This window comes from Asanoa siamensis (assembly GCF_016862555.1).
Classification (GTDB): Bacteria; Actinomycetota; Actinomycetes; order Mycobacteriales; family Micromonosporaceae; genus Asanoa; species Asanoa siamensis.
Genome location: NZ_BONE01000041.1, coordinates 36,203 through 52,821 on the forward strand (window position 1 = coordinate 36,203; position 16,619 = coordinate 52,821).

Below are 16,619 nucleotides of genomic sequence, written 5' to 3' on the forward strand. Positions count from 1 at the left end.
CGGCGTCGAAGCTTCGTGCGTCTACGCCCGATGTCAGTCGCCGCGCTGGCCGCTCCCCTGCATCGCCGCTCCCCTGCATCGCCGCGCCGCGCCGGCTGGTTTCGTCTGCACCCGCAGCTCCGCCCGCTCCCAGCTGGCGCCTGGCCCTGTGGGCCAGGCGCAGCGCGATTCCTGCGGCGTCGGCGGCTACTGAGCCGGCCGCTCGCGTCAACTCGCGTGCGGCGCGCACCGCGAAGCGAAACCGGATCACGCTCGACGCGACGCGGACCGCGAGTCTCAACACGCGATGGCGGGTGCGGGATCTGCTGTTCGCCGGGTGAAGGCGATCACGAACACGAGACGGCCCTGCAGACCGATCCTGGTCGACTGTTGGCCCGTTGGGGACCGGGGCGCCGGGAACGTCGTCGCCAGGCGCAGGGGCCGATCAGCGCTGCGATTCTGGCCGACTTCACGTTCGACTTGGACGCAGTCTCCTGGCCGACCACCCATGCGCGATGCAACCACCGTCCTGATCGGCGGCTAGTGGCGACCGGTGCGCTGACCCTGCTTATTTTCGCGCTCGTCCGGACCGAGCGCACCCGGTACGCGCCGGCGGCGATCGGGGTCTACACCGGCGCCGCCTACTGAGTCACCTGTTCCGCTAGTTAACCGCCCGGTCGGTGACCGTCGGTCGGATGTTACCCATACCGATGGGTCCGTTCCGCGACGTGTTCGATGGACTGTCCTTGATTCATGACGACGTCACGGGCGACGGCGCGATCGCGTGGTCCGGTCGCTCGGAACCCGCCGCCGAGGTCAACCCGGCCGTGGTCAGCATGGGCTGCGGCGAAACCTGCCCGGTCTTCCCGGGCAAGCGCCACGTGGATTGGGAGCTCGATGACCCGGCCGGCAAGGGCGTCGCCGAGGCACCCTGTACCCGACAAGATCGAGCGACGGGTACGGGCCCTGTTGGCGGAACTGCGCCTCCCGGTCTCGGGCTGTTGCTGCGCGCGCGTTTGCCGAGTCGCCCGGCACGAGCCTCCTGGTCGCGTTGCGGTCGTCGGCTCGGGCATCATGGCCGCCGGCGGTCGCCCACCGATGTCGGCCTGCAACTGCTTGCGAACTCGATCGCGACCGCGTTCGCGCTGGCGATGCTCATCCTTATCTTCGGGCCAATCTCCGGCGCGCGCGCTTCAACCGGTCGTCTCGCTCGCGGACTGGTGGCTCGGCCGGCGGTCCCCCTTCGCGGTGCCCGATCGCGGGGTCTACGTCGCGGCACAGCTGGCCGGTGCCGTGGCAGGGCGCGTGCTGGCAAACCTGATGTTCGATGTGCCGGCCGTCGCACTCTCCACAACAGAGCGCGGTGGTACGCAGCTGCGGCTGGGCGAGGTCGTCGCCACCGGCGGCCGTCGCGCCTACGTCGGTGCGGCGTACTGGTTCACGTACTCGACGTCGTTCGCCAACCCGGCAGTAAACGGTCGATCGGGTGTTCACGGACACCTTCGCCAGCATCGCGCCCGGCTCGGTGCCGGGCTTCGTGGTCGCCCAGATCGTCGGGCTGGCGATCGGCGTGGCGGCCGTGCGCGGCTTCTACCCGCTCGCCGCCCCGTGGTCGGCGTCGCAGCGGGCGAGGCTGGCCGCGAACCCGGATCCACCGACGGCTGTGCGTAGGTTACGCGTCAGCCCGAATCCTGGTCACGTCCCGAAGCCATCCATAAGCCGGCGACCTGTAAGAAACCGTGAGCCCGACTCATTACCTGGTGACAGAGGATTCCGACAGGAAGGCTCATAGCCAGTGCCCGAACCCGAACAAGTCGACAGGTTCACCACTCTGTATCAAACGCACTACCGGCAGGTGTACGCCTACGCCGTGACGCGTGCCGGTCGCCAGCTCGCCGACGACGTGGTCGCGGACGTGTTCCTGGTGGCGTGGCGGCGGTTCGCGGCGATCCCGCGGGCCGCGCCGTTGCCGTGGCTGCTCGCTGTGGCACGCAACGTAATACGCGAGCGTTTCCGGGAAGAGGTACGACGGCACGCGGTCACCGCTGAGATGCAGGCATGGCTCGAGACCACGGACGAGATCGTCGCCGACGTGGCAGATGGGGTGGCCGAGCGGGCCGCGGTGCTCACCGCCCTCACCCGGCTGTCCGAAGAGGACCGTGAGCTACTGACCCTGATCGCCTGGAACGGCCTCTCGCCAGGCCAGGCAGCCCGGGTCCTCGGCTGTTCCACCGCCACGTACTTCGTTCGTCTGCACCGTGCCCGCAAGCGCCTGACTGCGGGGATAGCTGCCGTCACCGAACCGACCTTGTCCCGCACCAGCGGCAGCCCATTGAGGTTAAAGGAGTCGAAGCGATGAACCCCACCAGAGACATCATGGACCTGCTGGCCAGGTCCCGGCCGGGCCAGCTGGACCCGTCATCCGACCACACCGAACGGCTCGACGAGGCGGTGGCGGCCATCATGGACCGGACGGCCACCATCAGTGACACTGCTGCCCGCCAACGACGGACCCGGCGCGCGATGCTCACCACGGTCGGCGCTACCGCGGCAGCCGCTGCGGTAGCGGTGGTCGGTGTCGCCGTCGCCCCGCACGACGGACCCCGGACGGCCGCCACCACCGGCCCGCAGGCCGCGTATGGCGACGCGAACCGGCTGCTCCTCGCGGCGGCCGAGCGCAACGCGGTGGCGCCTGCGGTCAGCGGACGCTACCTCCACCTGCAGACTGAGTTTGGCCGGGCCGCACCGGCCACCGGCGCCGGTGGCGGGTACACCGTGGTGGAGCGGACGCTCAGCCAGTACTGGCTGGCGAGCCCCGGTGCGGGCCGCAGCTGGGTGATGGTTCAGTCGCTCGGCGCCAAGCCGGCCACAGCGGCGGACGAGGACGCCTGGCGGCGGGCCGGCGCCCCGAACGTGGTCGAGGTGTCCCGTCCGAAGCCGGCCAGACTGTCGATCGCACCGGGCAAGACGTTCGGCAACCCGGTGGACCCGCAGCAGCTCTTCGGCATCGGCAACCAGAGCATGACAGTTGCCGAAGTCGGCAAGCTGCCGACCGACCCTACCGCGCTGCGCGAAGCGTTGCTGGCCCGCTTCGACGGCGGAGGCGGTGACATGCCCACCGACCGGGGCCAGTGGCTTCTCGGCGTCACCGCGTCCCTGCTGGTCGATATGCCGACCACCAACGCGGTCCGCGCCGCCGCCTTCCGCCTGCTCGCCGACCTGCCCGGGGTTCGAGGCCTTGGCGCGGTGCGGGACGTACGGGGGCGGGCGGGCCAGGCGGTCGCCTTCATCCAGGACAGTCCGGTGATCGGCAGCTTCGAGGTGCGGCTGATCATCGACCCCGACGACGGGCGGGCGCTGGGTCAGGAGCGGCGCGCGGTGCGCCCACTGGGACCGAACTCCTGGATCGCACCCGGCGAGCTCGCCTCCTACCAGATGGTGATGGCCGAGACATACACCAATGACAACCCGCCGCGCGTCGACGCAACCAACTGACCGGAAGGGCGACAAACGTGAGAAGGAAGCTGTCGACCGCCGGGGTAACGCTGGTGTTGTCAGTCGGCATTGGGATGGCGGTGAGCCTTCCCGGCTCGGCGCGGGCGGGGACACCACGTCCGGTGGCCGACGCGCAGAGCGATTCGGTCACCCTGATCACGGGTGACAGGGTCGAGCTGGCCCTTGACGGCACGCCCCGGATCGCCCGGGGCGAGGGCCGGGCCTCGATGCCGTTCCGGATCAGCCGCACGAAAGACGGGTTGCGGGTGGTGCCGGGCGATGCCGCGGCACTGATCGCCGCGGGCCGGCTGGATGGGCGGCTGTTCGACGTGACCGGCCTGTTGGCACAGGGCTACGACGATGCACGGCGGGCAGACCTGCCGCTGATCGTGCAGTATCAGGAAGGCGCCGCGCGCACTGCCATCGCCTCGGCCACCACGATTCGACCGCTTTCCAGCATCGAGGGCGCGGCTGTGTCCGTGGCGAAGAAGAACGCACCGGAATGGTGGAGAACGGCGGTCCGAGGTCATGCCCTCCACGCCGGCCTAGCCAAGGTCTGGCTGAACGGTCATCGGCAGTTGTCTCTGGACCGTAGCGCCGCGCAGATTGGCGCGCCTGCGGCGTGGCAGGCCGGGTTGACCGGTCGCCAGGTCCGGGTCGCGGTCATTGACAGCGGTATCGACGCCATGCATCCGGACCTGAGCGGAAAGGTCGACGCGGCGGTGAACTTCACCACCGACCCGGCCGGCGACCAAATCGGACACGGCACCCACGTGGCGTCGACCGTCGCGGGCACCGGCGCCGCGTCCGGCGGACGTTACCGGGGCATCGCACCGGATGCGCGGCTACTCGACGCGAAAGTGTGCCAGCAGGAAGGGTGCCCAGAGGACGCCATCCTCGCCGGACTGGAGTGGGCCTCGGTCACCCAAAAGGCCCACGTCGCCAATATCAGCCTCGGCGGTCAGGACACCCCCGGCATCGACCCGATCGAACAGGCGGTGAACACCTTATCCGCGCAGTACGGGACGCTGTTCGTCGTCGCGGCCGGCAACACCGGCCCATTCGAGGCCACCGTGGAGTCGCCCGGCAGCGCCGAGGCGGCACTCACCGTCGGCGCGGTGAGCCGCGAGGATGAGGTCGCCGAGTTCTCCAGCCGCGGCCCACGCGTCGGAGACGCCGGACTCAAGCCCGACCTCACCGCACCCGGTGTGGGCATCGTCGCGGCCCGAGCATCCGGGACGGAAATGGGTGAGGTCGTCGACGACTGGTACGTCGCGGCGTCCGGCACCTCGATGGCCACGCCCCACGTCGCTGGATCGGCCGCATTGCTGGTCCAACAGCATCCGGAGTGGAGCAGCGAGCAGCTGAAGACGGCCCTGATGGCCTCGGCCCGGACCACCCGCGGCGCTGGCGTCCTAGATCAGGGCGCGGGCCGAGTGGACGTCGCCGCGGCGATCACCCAGTCTGTCACCGCGGCGCCGGCCAGCGTCAGTTTGGGCGTCAAACGCTGGCCACACCAACCCGGCGAGAACCTGTCCAAGACGGTGACCTACCGCAACACCGGATCCGCCGATGTCGCGCTCGACCTCGCGCTGACCGCGTCGGGCCCTGGTGGCGAGCCGGCGCCGAACCAGCTGTTCACGGTGGAACGCACCCAGGTGAGCGTGCCGGCCGGCGGCACCGCGACTGTGACGGTCACCGCGCACACCGGCTCTGCCGTGGTTCCGACCGGACGTTACCTGGGCCGGCTGGTCGCGACCGGCGGCGGCGAGACGGTGACCACGCCGGTCGCTGTGGAGAAGGAGAGCGAACACTACGACGTCGAGCTCACCCACATCGGCCGGGACGGTGGCGCACCCGGCTCCTACGTCACGTGGTTGGACCGGCTCGGTGACTGCGGTGACGATCCGTCCTGCGGTGGTGTCGTCTTCGGCCAAGAGTCGAAGAGCAAACTACGGCTGCCACCGGGGCGCTACACCCTTGGGGACTTCACGACCACCACGGGTACCACCGACATGAACATGCAGATGCAGTTCGTGCTGGAGGTCACCGGCGACAAGACGCTGATGTTGGACGCGCGTCGTGCCAAGCCGGTGGAGCTGGGTGTGCCGCGCGCATCGGCCCGGTTGAAGGCGTGGGACATTGTGGCCAGCCGCGACATGGACCGACCAGGGGAAGTGCTGTTCTACACGGCGTCGGGCGACAAAACAACACCAGCGTTCACAGCCGACCTGGGCGGCGAACCGGCAGAACAGGCTGATGTGGTCAGCTTCGTGCACGCCCGTTTCGCCGAGCCAGGCCCGGCCGGGGACTTCTTCGCCAGCCCGTACGAGTACGGGGTCGCCGAAGCCGTGCACGGCCGGCTGTTTACCGGCCTGAAGCTGCAGCCGCGCCAGCAAGACTTCGCCACAGTCGACTCGCGGTTCGTCGCGTATGCCGACGGGAGGGAGTTCAAGACCGGGCATTATGCTCAGCCAACCACTGGCCGGCCGGAGCTGGTCGCCTTCCCCGGTGGCTTCGATGTCCTCTATGGTCCGCTGCCGTTCCGGCGCACCGAGTACCTCCTTGCCAAGAACCTGACGTGGACCACCGGAGTGACAACGGGCTACCGGGGGTCCGGGGGAGCCGATTTCCATTTGCACGAGGGTCAGCCCAGCGGCTATCAGGCGGGACGCAGCTACCAAAGGGTCTGGAATCAGGCAGTGTTCGGCCCACAACTCGGAGAGCGTAGGATTGGAGGGTCTATTGCCGGGAACGGCGCCGTTCGCAGAGGCGACGTCTTCACTGCCGCGATCGACCAGTTTGTGGATGCCGTTCCTGGCCACATCGGGATGGGCGCCAAGGGGATGCCCGGCAGTGTCCGGCTCTTCCAGGATGGTGCTCTGATCACCGAGTCGCCGCAGGCTGGTCCGCTGCGTACCACTCTGCCGGCCCGGCCGGCAACGTATCGGCTGGAGATGGCCACCACCATGCCCGACGTATGGACGTCGACCGAGGTGAACACTGCCTGGACGTTCCGGTCCGGACACGTGGACGGCACCGAGGAGGTGGCCCTGCCGTTGCTCGGTGTGCGTTACACACCGGAGTTGGACGACCGCAATCACGCCCGCCCGGGCAGCGGCTTCCGGATCCCGCTGCAAATCTATCGGCAGCCCGGCGCACCTGGTGCGCCGGTCATCGCCGACCTCGCGGTCGAGGTCTCCCACGACGACGGGCACAGCTGGCGGCCCGCTTCGGTAACCCGCGACGGGCTCCGCTGGGTCGCCACAGTGGACAACCCGGCCGGTGCGGCGGTCTCCCTGCGCACCAAGGCCCGCGACACAGACGGCAACAAACTGCTGCAGACGGTCACCCGGGCCTACCTGGTCAACAAATAGACGACTGGGGCGCCGGCTCACCCGAGCCGGCGCCCAGTTACCGCAGCGCAGAGGCCGAAGAAGGCAGCACCATCCGTCGAAGCGCTGCGCCTGATGCATCTTCTCGTACGTATCTGCTCCTCGCCTGTTCCTGGTCGACTGCCAGCCCACCCAGCGGGACTACGGCGGCACTGGTGGGTTACCAGCCTGATGATCTTGCCTCGGCGGAGCTATACCGTTGTTCAGCTCGGCAGTGGGCGCAGCAGGCGCGCCGTCCCCAGCGGATGGCTCAACGGCGGTTTCATGAGCTGGGGCCGGAGGACCTGAATCTGACACCGAGGCCCGGGCATGGCGGACCAGGTCGTCGGCATCGAAGACCAGATCACCGCCTACGGTGGACGTCTGCCCTCTCCGACGATCAAGATCGCGAGTGCGGGTGTCCCCGGTTCGAGAGGCGCGTTGTTCGGCGAACTCGGGTGCACGAGGCGAAATCAGCCAAAATCTAGGAGGGGATCGTGGCTGCGTGGGGCCGCCATGCGAGCAGCACGGCGACACGAGAGCCCCGCGCGGCTCCTGCCTCGCGACAAGCGCCAGCGCAACGGGCGATCGCGGATGCCGCTGTTCGGCCCTCCGACCAGCGGCTAGGCAGACCCGGCCAGTGCACGTTATGTCGCCGGAGTGGCGTAGGTTCGTGCCTCTGCCGCCCACCGCAGCGCGGGCTCGATCCTGGCAATCCTGGGGGCCCGGCGCCCAGGCGCGATCGGCGGCCGGCGACCGCGACGCCCTCGTGCACGGGGCCGCGACCGGGCGAGCGCTGCTGCGCGCCGGCTTGCTCGACGAGATCCAGCTACAGCTGGTGCCGTTCCTGCGCGAACAGGGTCGGCGCCCGTTCGACAACCTCCCGGCCGAGAGATCATCGAGCTGGACAGGACACAGGCCGCGGAAGCGCCCGGACTGCTGCACCTCCGCTACCGCGTGCGGACAGGGCGTTGACCACGTCGCGGCCCTTGTCCTGACATGCTTCGTCCATGCCCGCAGAGGAGTCACTGGCTGCGCTGGTCGACGAAGCCCTGGTGGAGTACCGCGCCGCCGCCACCCTGGGACGTGGAGGAAGGGCGCCTTTTTCCGCCCGACCACGGATTGCCGAATCGGCCAGCAGTTCACGACGGTGAAGCGCAGGGCTGGAATGAGCGGTCTCGCCGCGGCCATGACGTTGAGGACGCAGGTGACGCCGGGCGGGATTCAGAGGTCAACCGCCCGGCGTCAAAGGTCCGGAGCTAGCGGAGGGGGCGAGGCGTCCAGACGCGTCCGTCGGGGGACGTGTAGATGACGTCAAGTCCGTTGAACAGGAAGGTGGTCTTGGTGACGGCCTCCGGTGAGTGGCCGAGGGCGGGCAGGGCTGGAATGTTGAGTGGGGCGTATTCGCGACCATCCGCGCTCGCCAAATACGTGAAATTTTCGCCGTCGATGGCTGTCACGACGTGTGTTCCGTCGAACGTGACGAATGAGGAGGGACCCGACAGTGGATCCGGCATATTGGTTCCGTTGTTGGTGCGTGTCCACGTCTCGCCACTGTCGGTGCTGCGGTAGACGCGCACCGCGCCGTCATCGATGAACATCGCGAAGGCCAGCATGCCGTCCGTGGTCGCCACGTCGGGCTGCACGCCCTTCGCGTTGGTCGGCTCGGCGTCGAAGTGACCTACGTTCCAGGTGGCGCCGCCGTCGTGGCTCACCGCAGTGGCAGGCCGGTCAGTGTGGGGATCGACACCGCGTACCCAGATGCCGGCGGTGGCCGGGGTCTCGATGAGGTCGACCCGGTCGAGTGGCGGTTGGCTGGGGGTTTGCCGCACCGTGCCGGTCGCCGGATCGACGGCATAGATGCCGCACGAGTTCTTCGACGGGAGGCTGTCGCAGTCGATCGCCCGCATGCCGGCCGATACCTTCGCAACCGAGTCGCCGTCTACCGTGACGTCCTTCCAGTTCCGGCCCCCGTCGACGCTAACTAGGGGGCTGACCACGGGGGTGCCGCCTCCCTCGACGATTTGGTCGGGTTTTTTGACCGTGTCCGCAAGGGCGCGCGTGCGGCTGTACGCGAGGAGCACCTCGGGACCGACGACCGTGACGTCGGTCCGGGTTGCGTCGACGTCACCAAGAGAACGCCAGGTCTTCCCGCCGTCATCGGTGGCGACGAGATCCTTCCCGCACGTGACGCACCGCTCCACCGACATGTAGATGTGCTGACCGTCCGCCGATTCAAGATTTAGGATTCGGGCGCCGTCGATCAGGGGTGGCTGGGATGGCGACGCGCTGGTCGTGAAGCTGTCCGTAGCGCTGCCCGTGCCCCACACAGCGACAGACGCGAGGCCGGAGAAGGCCACGAACGCGAGAGCGGCCGCGCCGACGCGGCGACGAACCCGACGACGGCCGCCGCGGCGGCGCACGACCGCAAACTCCGGTTGCCGCGCAGCGTCCTGCGCCGTGTCGGCCATGTCACGGAAAAACTGTTCAAGCATGGGGGATCGCCTCCGATTCACTTAGCTCCTTCGCCAATGCGGCCCGGCCACGCGCGAGCCACGATTTGACCGTGTTTGGCCGCGCCCCGAGGGTCATTGCGACCTCGTCGATGGACAGGTCGACCAGGTGGTAGAGAACCAGCGCCGCTCGTACCTGGTACGGCAATCCGCGCAGCGCGGCCACCAGATCGAGGCGGTCGAGCGTCATTTCCGGCGCAGCCTCCGGCGTCGGCGCGAGCCGACCGGCGCGGAAAAGTTGATCAAACACTCGTCGCCGCCGGAATCGATTACGCGCCAGGTTCAGCGCGACCGTGCGCAGCCACGCCTCGTGGTCGGCCACCTCAGAGAATTGCCGCGGCCTGGCCACCGCTCGGACGAACGCCTCCTGCACAACGTCCTCAGCCTCAGCCAGGTCTCCGGTCACCCCGTACAGCTGGCCGACCAACCGCCGGAAAGACACCAGGTAAACCTGGCGCACCTCTTCCTCGTAGCCGCCCATCAGCATCGCTCCACAGTCACAACGGAAGGACAAACGAGCAGGGTGCCGCCGTTGCGCTTCGGCACACTTTTCTCCTGGCAACTCCGACGTGGATACGGCGGTACCACGGCCACCCTCGTCGAATCCCCAGCCCGAGATCGTGAGTGCGTGTCGCCACCTGGCCCGGTGCGGCTCGGTGACCGGTTGCATAGGAGAGGGACCTGGCGAAGAGGCGCGGCCTCGCGCCGCTCGGTCGACCCGGGTTGTGCCCCACCCCCTGGTGGAATCTGAAGGCACTTTGCATGAGGCCGAAGCCGTTGCGTCACAACGGATCCCCAAGATGGGTTTCCGTGGCGTCGGCGAGGTGAGTGCGGGGCGCGTGTGAGCATTATGTGATCAAAGATCAGAACCCATTAACATATTGTCGATTTATTCCGTCTCTGACTTGCACGAACATCGAGTGGAGCCGAGCGTGTCGAATCCGTTGACCCTCGCGCGGTGCCGGGAAATTGCCAGCCAATGCCATCGATGACGGGCCCAGCCCGTCCAGCCGTTGATCTTCCCGTGTGCGCAGATCCGTGAGCAGGTCCACGGGGCGCTCGGCGACCCGGAACGCCTGGCGATCGTCGACCGGCCTGTCGGTCAGCGACGCGTCACTCGGCGAGCTCGCCCAGTCACTGCGCCTGCCGACCAACCTGATGGCGCACCATCTCGGCGTGCTCGAGACCGCGGGTCTGATCGTCAGGACCAGGTCGGAGGGCGACCGGCGGCGCAGCTATCTGCGGCTCGTCCCCCGCGCCGCGGGTGCACCCGCGGGCGGTGCGGGTGGGTCGCCGGCACGGGTTGCGCCTGGGTCGGCCTGTCCACGTCGACGAGGTGGTCCGCCCTGGTGATCTGGTGATCTCGGTGTGCGACCAGGCACACGAGCGGCTCGCCACACCCACGGCGCTGCACTGGTCGGTCCCGGACCCGGCGCGCGTCGACACGGCGGAACTAGGCGTCCCGATCACGGGCTGAAGGCTCGGCGCGCGATCGCCTGGGGCGCGGCGGGGTGGGCTCGGTGCGTCCTCCCGGAGGTGCCGGCCGCCCCCTCGGCCCGTGGCCGGCACCGCACTCGACCGGGTGACTAGCCCCGCGGCTTGCGGGCACGGACGATCGCCGAGTGCATCCCCGGCGCGGCCTCATGCGTCGGGGTGATCTCCACATCGACGAACCCGGCGGCGGTCAGCCCCCGCGCGTACTCGCTGAACGACAGAGCGCCGGCGATGCACCCGACCCAGTCGCCGCGCTCGGCGCGCTCGCGCGGGCTGAGCCCGTCGTCCGCGACGACATCGGACACTCCGATCCGCCCGCCCGGCTTGAGCACGCCGAACATCGACGCGAACACGGCCGGCTTGTCGGTCGACAGGTTGATCACACAATTGGAGATCACCACGTCGACGCTGCCGGCCGGCAGCGGGATGTCCTCTATGTGCCCCCGCAGGAACTCGACGTTGCCGGCACCGGCCTCGGCCGCGTTGCGCCGGGCGAGGTCGAGCATCTCGTCGGTCATGTCGAGGCCGTAGGCCTTGCCGCTGGGACCGACCCGGCGGGCGGAGAGCAGCACGTCGATGCCGCCACCCGAACCAAGGTCGAGCACGGTCTCACCCTCACCGAGCTCGGCGACCATCAACGGGTTGCCGCAGCCCAAGCTGGCCTCCAGCGCGGCGCTGGGCACCTCGGCCCGCTCAGCGTCCGAGTAGAGCTCACCGATAGGCCCGTCGACCTGCGCCGCCGACGATCCGCAACAGCCATCGGCCGCCGACGGCCCGCAGCAGCCGCCTCCACCCTGCTTGCCCAGCACTTTCAGCGCCGCCGCCGCATACCGCTCCCGCACGTCCTCCCGGGACACCGGCGACTCGAACCCCGTAGCCATCTCGACCCTCCCTGATTCGACAACCATCAAGACAAACGCTTGCACGCTGTTTCGACACTTGTCAAGATGGTGCGGTGGGCACGGAACTGAAGATCACCGACCTGAGATCGGCCACCTGCTGCAAGCCGCTGGTCGACGAGGCACTCACGGAAGAGTCGGCGGCGGGCTTGGCCAGAAGCTTCAAGGCCCTAGGCGACCCGATCCGCCTACGCCTCTTGTCGATGATCGCGGCCCGCGCGGGGGGAGAGGTCTGCGTCTGCGACCTGACAGACGCCTTCGAGGTAAAGGGCCCCACGATCTCGCACCACCTACGCGTCCTCCGCGAGGCGGGCTTAATCGACTGCGAACGCCGCGGCACCTGGGTCTACTACTGGGTGATCCCCGCCGCCTTGACGCCGCTCTCGCAACTCCTCGACACGTCGGCCCTTACGGCCACGATCTAGACGGCCGGACGGGAAGGCTCGGACTCAGCCTTGGCCTCCAGCTGGTCCGGCTTCTAGCTGACGAGCGAGACGAGGGTCGAAATGCGGCGGCTGGCGGGGACGGTCCGCATTGATGTCACGCCGATCGTTCACCGTCCGCAGGGCACGTCTTTTGCAGATACAGCTTCCTCGGCCTCCTCCACGAAACGGCTATGCCCGAGTACATACAAAGATTCCGGGATAGCACGATCGCGCAAACGACCGTACTGCCGGTGTCGAAGGTTGCGCCGACCAGTCATTCTAATATCAGCCGCTAGTCCTTATTTTCGGACTTTCACTCGTTCGGGGTATTTCCCGTGGCCGAACACGCCGTACCGTTCGCGCATGTCGAATAGTGATTCAATTGGCTTCTGGAGCTACGTGCACCGCGACGATGAACTGGAAGGCGGTCGGATCAGGCGACTGGCCAAAGCAATCCAGAACGAATATGAATTGCTAACGGGTGACCGGCTCAACCTGTTTGTTGATAACGAGAATATCGAATGGGGAAATGAGTGGCGCGGTGTCATAGACAGTGCGCTTCTCCAGACTGCCTTCTTTGTCCCGCTGATTACCCCTCTTTACTTACGTAGTGAACAGTGCAGGCGAGAGTTCGTCGAGTTTGTCGGTCGAGCGTCCAGCGCCAACGCGCGCGAACTCGTGTTACCTATCATTTATGCCGAGACGCCAGCCGTAACTGATCCGGACACGCAAGACGAAGTAGCGAGGATCGTGCAACAGATTCAGTGGGAAGACTGGCGAAAGCTTCGGTTGGCGGAGGAGTCCTCGCCCGAGTATCGGTCTGCTGTGAATAAAGTTGCAAACCGCCTTGTTGCTATAGCAGCGGAGGTTGCGGAACGACCCGTCGAGCCATTGATCGATGAGGCCGGAGATGACTCTCCGGGCTCGTTGGATCAAATGGCCATTGCGGAGCACAACATCTTTCGCTGGGCCGAAATTATGGCTGACCTAGGAAAGGATCTCCCTGATCTCGCGAACATCGCGAGGGACCATCTGGCGAAACTGAAGGAGAGCGACAGGCGTGGCGGCGGCATGCGCGGTCGGCTGGTCGTCATGAATGAGTTTGCCAATGCTCTATCGGGAATCTCGGAACGCGTCCTAGAAAACGGGCTAGCTTTCAGTCGTTCCGCGATTGAGGCCGACCCCGGCATCCAGGCGATCATACGGATGATCCACGGGGAGGCAGAAAGTGACGAGGAACGCGAGCAAGTCGAACAATTCTATCGCCAAATAGAGGAGGTCTCTGAAACCGGGACTGCTGCGGTAGTGTCTCTGCGAGACTTGATTCAGAATATCGATAATGTCCAGTCCCTGGCGCGGGTAGTCAAGACCCCTATGCGGCAACTGCGAAAGGGCTTGACGGGTGTGATCGACGGTGTAACCGTGCTAAACGGCTGGTCTCGCCTTATTGATGAAGTGCGAGGTGCTGCTTCCTAGCAACCGCCTCGGTCGAGGTCCGTATGCGAGTTCGGATTTTATATCGAGTTGTGAAGCGGGTCGGAGGCGCCGCGCGTCTCCGAGTCGGTTTGCGCCTGCCGGCGGTGTCGCGACCTTCGGGGTGAAGTTAGGGCCACTTGCGGCCGTCTCTTCCGTTGCGCGCCGCCCATGGCTGTCCTTGATGGGCGGTCTAGTGGTCCGAAGGCCTTCCCGCCGCGGCCGAGGGCAGCGGGTCCATACGCCGATGCGATTCGCCAGCACTCTGTCCATCTCTGCACGTGCTCGCCGGCCATAGGTCGAGATTTCGCTGGAGGCTAACCCTGTCGAGTGTCGGCGAGGTGGTCCTGGACCGTGCGGGTGAACAGGTTGGCCCGGGAGACCGCGACCGGCTTGGCCAAAGTCCATTCGAGGCGGCCTTACGCAGTGCCGGACGGCAGCCGCTCAGCATCTTGCCGGGTCGACAATCCACGGACCGCGAGTCGGCGACTCAGAGCTCGCGTTCTGAACCGGCAGCAGGCACCGGCTCGTGGGCGGCGCCATCTCGACCTGCCCTTGTAGATGCTTCGCTGGGGGTCGGACGTCCGGCCCGAGGGCCTCGACGTCAGCTCGGCTCACGCCTCTTGGCAGCAGGTCGGTTTGATGTGGGGCTCGGCGTCAAACTTGGCTTGACCGCGGAGAGTAGCCACCACACCGTGGGGTCCGGGGGTCGCCCCCGGAATAGGAATATGCGACACAAATGGCCGGTGGATCTTGTTCGCGATCCTGCGAACAACATCCACCGGCCATTTGTGGAGCCGAGGGGACTCGAACCCCTGACCCCCACACTGCCAGAGGCGGTCTCGGCTGAACTGCGCCGCCGAGGTCACGCCTACGACGAGCTGCGCGCCGCACTCGCGCTCCTCTCCGCCGTGATTCCCCGCTGTTCCCCTCTGTATCTGGCACGGAACTGGCACGCGGTCTAACCGTGCCCTCCCCCAACAGCCATCCCGTCCGCCGTCGACCCACCCTCCGGGGAGCGGGCCGTCGGCGGGGCCGCCTACACCCGATAAACCCGCAACGGTCGCGACGACGCTTGGCGGCCTCGCCGACGGTCTGCTCGGCTTGCCTGGGTCGACGGCGGACGGGATGGCGCCCATCCTGGACCTCCTGAGCGCCCCCGCCGGAGGCACCCGTGCGGGACATAGACTCTCCGCGGGCAACGGGAGGCCAGCCATGTTCGGGAAGATTCTGCGAGCGCTCAGCGGCACCGCGCCTGATGGCGTCAGCACCAAGGCACGGATTTCCTGGCGGTGGCGCTGCTCGTGCGGCGCCCATTCTCGCAGGGGCTGGGGTATACCCTCGGGCGCGGAGTACGCAGCCCAACGACACCAGTGGCATATGGGCGTTGGGCACCCGGCGCCAGAGACTTACTCGACCGAAGAGGAAGTCCCGGCCGACTGGCCAGACTGAGGGCGAGGGATACGCGGAGGCTCTGCAGCCCGCCAGAGCAGGCTCGTTCTCTGGCAGGGCAGGCTGATCGATTTGCACGCCGGATTGTCCTGCGTCGTGCGGCCAGAGTTAGGTGCGGCCGGCCGGCGTGCGCGGCGGGCCGAAGGCCCAGAGCGCGACGCCGAACCGGCGCGGTCGCGCCGCGCTCGCGCGGCGCCTTGATTCTGGAGAGCCAAATTCGGCAGGCGGGAACTGCCGGGGTCGCTTCATGAGCGGGACCACCCACCCAGGGGCAGCGTCGCGCAACCACGACATCGCATAGATGCCTCGCTGGTCGCTCCATCATGGATCTTGCCGACGACTAGTACTTGATCGACTAACGCCTTAGTGCGAGATTGTCGTACCCTCGAACTAGTGTTCTATCTGTGGCTACCAGTCAAGGGATCATCTCAGTGCGAGCTCCTGGCGCGCATGGCCAACGTCCTAGCCGAAGCGCTCTGTCTGTCGTCCTTCAGTCACAACATTCACGCGTTGGGCTGACATCGCTGCGCAAAAGCGCGCATACCGTTAGATGCATGGTTGCCCGATCGCTCGTCTTCTACCAGTGGCGCTCTGAACCCCTGCGGGAAGCGTTCAGCCCGGCGGAAACCGCGACTCATCTTGCCGCAGAGGCCGTCAACGATCCCGACTTCTTGGTCCTCAAGGGCAAGGAGGTCACGACGGCGGTCAACGTGATCGACCCAGGAGGTAAAAACAGACCTACACGGTTGCAGTTGCTTGCCCTGCGTACTGAAGATCAGCATCCCGCGCAGTGGCAACCAGGCGGAAAATTGAACTTGTTACCGGTTCTCAAGGGCCACTATCCTGCCGACGTATCTCATGTCACGTTGTGGCCGGACGGCATAGCCGGTCAAGACTTGCACAAGAACGCGCCTCGGCCGGGACGCCTGTCGTTCTTTTTGCGCAACAAGTTGCGAGAGTACGTGTCCTTCGATCCGTTGTATGACCCGGATATGTTCGAGAAGCTGCTTAGGATGCGTGGCGGCCTGAGAAGCGTGGAGATCGGCATAACCAAACCAGAATACGCAACCCGAGAAGATGCTGGTGTGCTTGAGACATTTATGCCTAGAGCGTTCGGGCCAAAAGCGCCATCACTGCGGGTACGCGTTGGCATTGGAAAGTATGGCCCGCGCGACACTTACCTAGAGCGCCCGCTTGAAGACGCTGCCTTCGAAGCCGCCGAGAATGCGCACGATATTGTGGACGCGCTAATAATTAGTGGCTTCGACCCGCTGGTCGGCAAAGTCGAGACTATCAACCTGTTAAAGCAACGACTAAAGGTTGAAGTCGACCTCCCCCGGGATGAAGATGCACCAGCACTTCCTAACGCAGATGCAACCTTCTCCGCATTGGACAGTGCCCACCGTCGCTACACGGATGAGGAGCTGTTCAGGCGAGCACTTCGGACTCAGGTAATGCAAGGCGATTAGGAGACATCCGTGTCGATTCTGAGATGGTTAGATCGTAACCACTGGT

The 16,619-nt window shown here is 66.7% G+C and carries 10 protein-coding genes and 1 pseudogene; 8 read left to right on the plus strand and 3 right to left on the minus strand.

Going from position 1 to position 16,619, the window contains the following annotated elements; all coding sequences use genetic code 11:
• Positions 1–1,021 precede the first annotated feature (1,021 nt).
• The 4 genes and pseudogenes from Asi02nite_RS42995 to Asi02nite_RS24025 all read left to right on the plus strand — a co-directional run.
• A pseudogene (locus Asi02nite_RS42995) lies at positions 1,022–1,576 on the plus strand (aquaporin); the annotation flags it as partial.
• Between the two features lie 198 nt (positions 1,577–1,774).
• Positions 1,775–2,338, plus strand: a complete 564-nt coding sequence (locus Asi02nite_RS24015; protein ID WP_203716158.1) for an RNA polymerase sigma factor — start codon at positions 1,775–1,777, stop codon at positions 2,336–2,338.
• Complete coding sequence (locus Asi02nite_RS24020; RefSeq protein ID WP_203716159.1) at positions 2,335–3,474, plus strand: CU044_5270 family protein; 1,140 nt, start codon at positions 2,335–2,337, stop codon at positions 3,472–3,474. The genes Asi02nite_RS24015 and Asi02nite_RS24020 overlap by 4 nt, the downstream gene beginning before the upstream one ends.
• Positions 3,475–3,491: 17 nt before the next feature.
• Positions 3,492–6,851: a S8 family peptidase gene (locus Asi02nite_RS24025; protein WP_203716160.1), complete on the plus strand. Its 3,360-nt coding sequence runs from the start codon at positions 3,492–3,494 to the stop codon at positions 6,849–6,851.
• Positions 6,852–8,107: 1,256 nt separating this feature from the next.
• On the opposite strand, the gene Asi02nite_RS24030 is transcribed toward Asi02nite_RS24025, so the two are convergent.
• Positions 8,108–9,343 carry a sialidase family protein gene (locus Asi02nite_RS24030; RefSeq protein ID WP_203716161.1) on the minus strand — a complete coding sequence of 412 codons (1,236 nt, stop codon included), beginning with the start codon at positions 9,341–9,343 and terminating at the stop codon, positions 8,108–8,110.
• Entirely contained in the window at positions 9,336–9,842 is a 507-nt protein-coding gene (locus tag Asi02nite_RS24035) for a sigma-70 family RNA polymerase sigma factor (protein ID WP_203716162.1), read from the minus strand. Before Asi02nite_RS24035 ends, Asi02nite_RS24030 begins: the two co-directional genes overlap by 8 nt.
• Before the next feature lie 798 nt (positions 9,843–10,640).
• On the opposite strand from Asi02nite_RS24035, the gene Asi02nite_RS24040 reads away from it, so the two are divergent.
• A complete protein-coding gene (locus tag Asi02nite_RS24040) occupies positions 10,641–10,838 on the plus strand; it encodes a low molecular weight phosphatase family protein (RefSeq protein WP_203716163.1) in 198 nt (65 codons plus the stop codon).
• Between the two features lie 109 nt (positions 10,839–10,947).
• Here the strand turns inward: Asi02nite_RS24040 and arsM are convergent, their stop codons facing one another.
• Positions 10,948–11,736, minus strand: a complete 789-nt coding sequence (gene arsM / locus Asi02nite_RS24045) for an arsenite methyltransferase (protein ID WP_239127004.1) — start codon at positions 11,734–11,736, stop codon at positions 10,948–10,950.
• 74 nt (positions 11,737–11,810) lie between these two features.
• Here arsM and Asi02nite_RS24050 point away from each other — a divergent pair, with 74 nt between their 5' ends.
• The 3 genes from Asi02nite_RS24050 (at position 11,811) to Asi02nite_RS24060 (ending at position 16,573) form a co-directional block, all read left to right on the plus strand.
• Entirely contained in the window at positions 11,811–12,179 is a 369-nt protein-coding gene (locus Asi02nite_RS24050; protein WP_203716165.1) for an ArsR/SmtB family transcription factor, read from the plus strand.
• Positions 12,180–12,542: 363 nt separating this feature from the next.
• On the plus strand, positions 12,543–13,655 hold the full coding sequence (locus tag Asi02nite_RS24055; protein WP_203716166.1) for a TIR domain-containing protein: 1,113 nt from the start codon (positions 12,543–12,545) through the stop codon (positions 13,653–13,655).
• A 2,003-nt stretch (positions 13,656–15,658) separates the two neighbouring features.
• Complete coding sequence (locus Asi02nite_RS24060; protein WP_203716167.1) at positions 15,659–16,573, plus strand: hypothetical protein; 915 nt, start codon at positions 15,659–15,661, stop codon at positions 16,571–16,573.
• The last annotated feature ends 46 nt before the right edge of the window (positions 16,574–16,619 follow it).

Excerpts from the sequence above, each read along its gene's own strand:
- Asi02nite_RS24020 (WP_203716159.1), top strand. The coding sequence starts at position 2,335 with ATGAACCCCACCAGAGACATCATGGACCTGCTGGCCAGGTCCCGGCCG.
- Asi02nite_RS24030 (WP_203716161.1), bottom strand. The coding sequence starts at position 9,343 with ATGCTTGAACAGTTTTTCCGTGACATGGCCGACACGGCGCAGGACGCT.
- Asi02nite_RS24035 (WP_203716162.1), bottom strand. The coding sequence starts at position 9,842 with ATGGGCGGCTACGAGGAAGAGGTGCGCCAGGTTTACCTGGTGTCTTTC.
- arsM (WP_239127004.1), bottom strand. The coding sequence starts at position 11,736 with ATGGCTACGGGGTTCGAGTCGCCGGTGTCCCGGGAGGACGTGCGGGAG.
- Asi02nite_RS24055 (WP_203716166.1), top strand. The coding sequence starts at position 12,543 with ATGTCGAATAGTGATTCAATTGGCTTCTGGAGCTACGTGCACCGCGAC.
- Asi02nite_RS24060 (WP_203716167.1), top strand. The coding sequence starts at position 15,659 with ATGGTTGCCCGATCGCTCGTCTTCTACCAGTGGCGCTCTGAACCCCTG.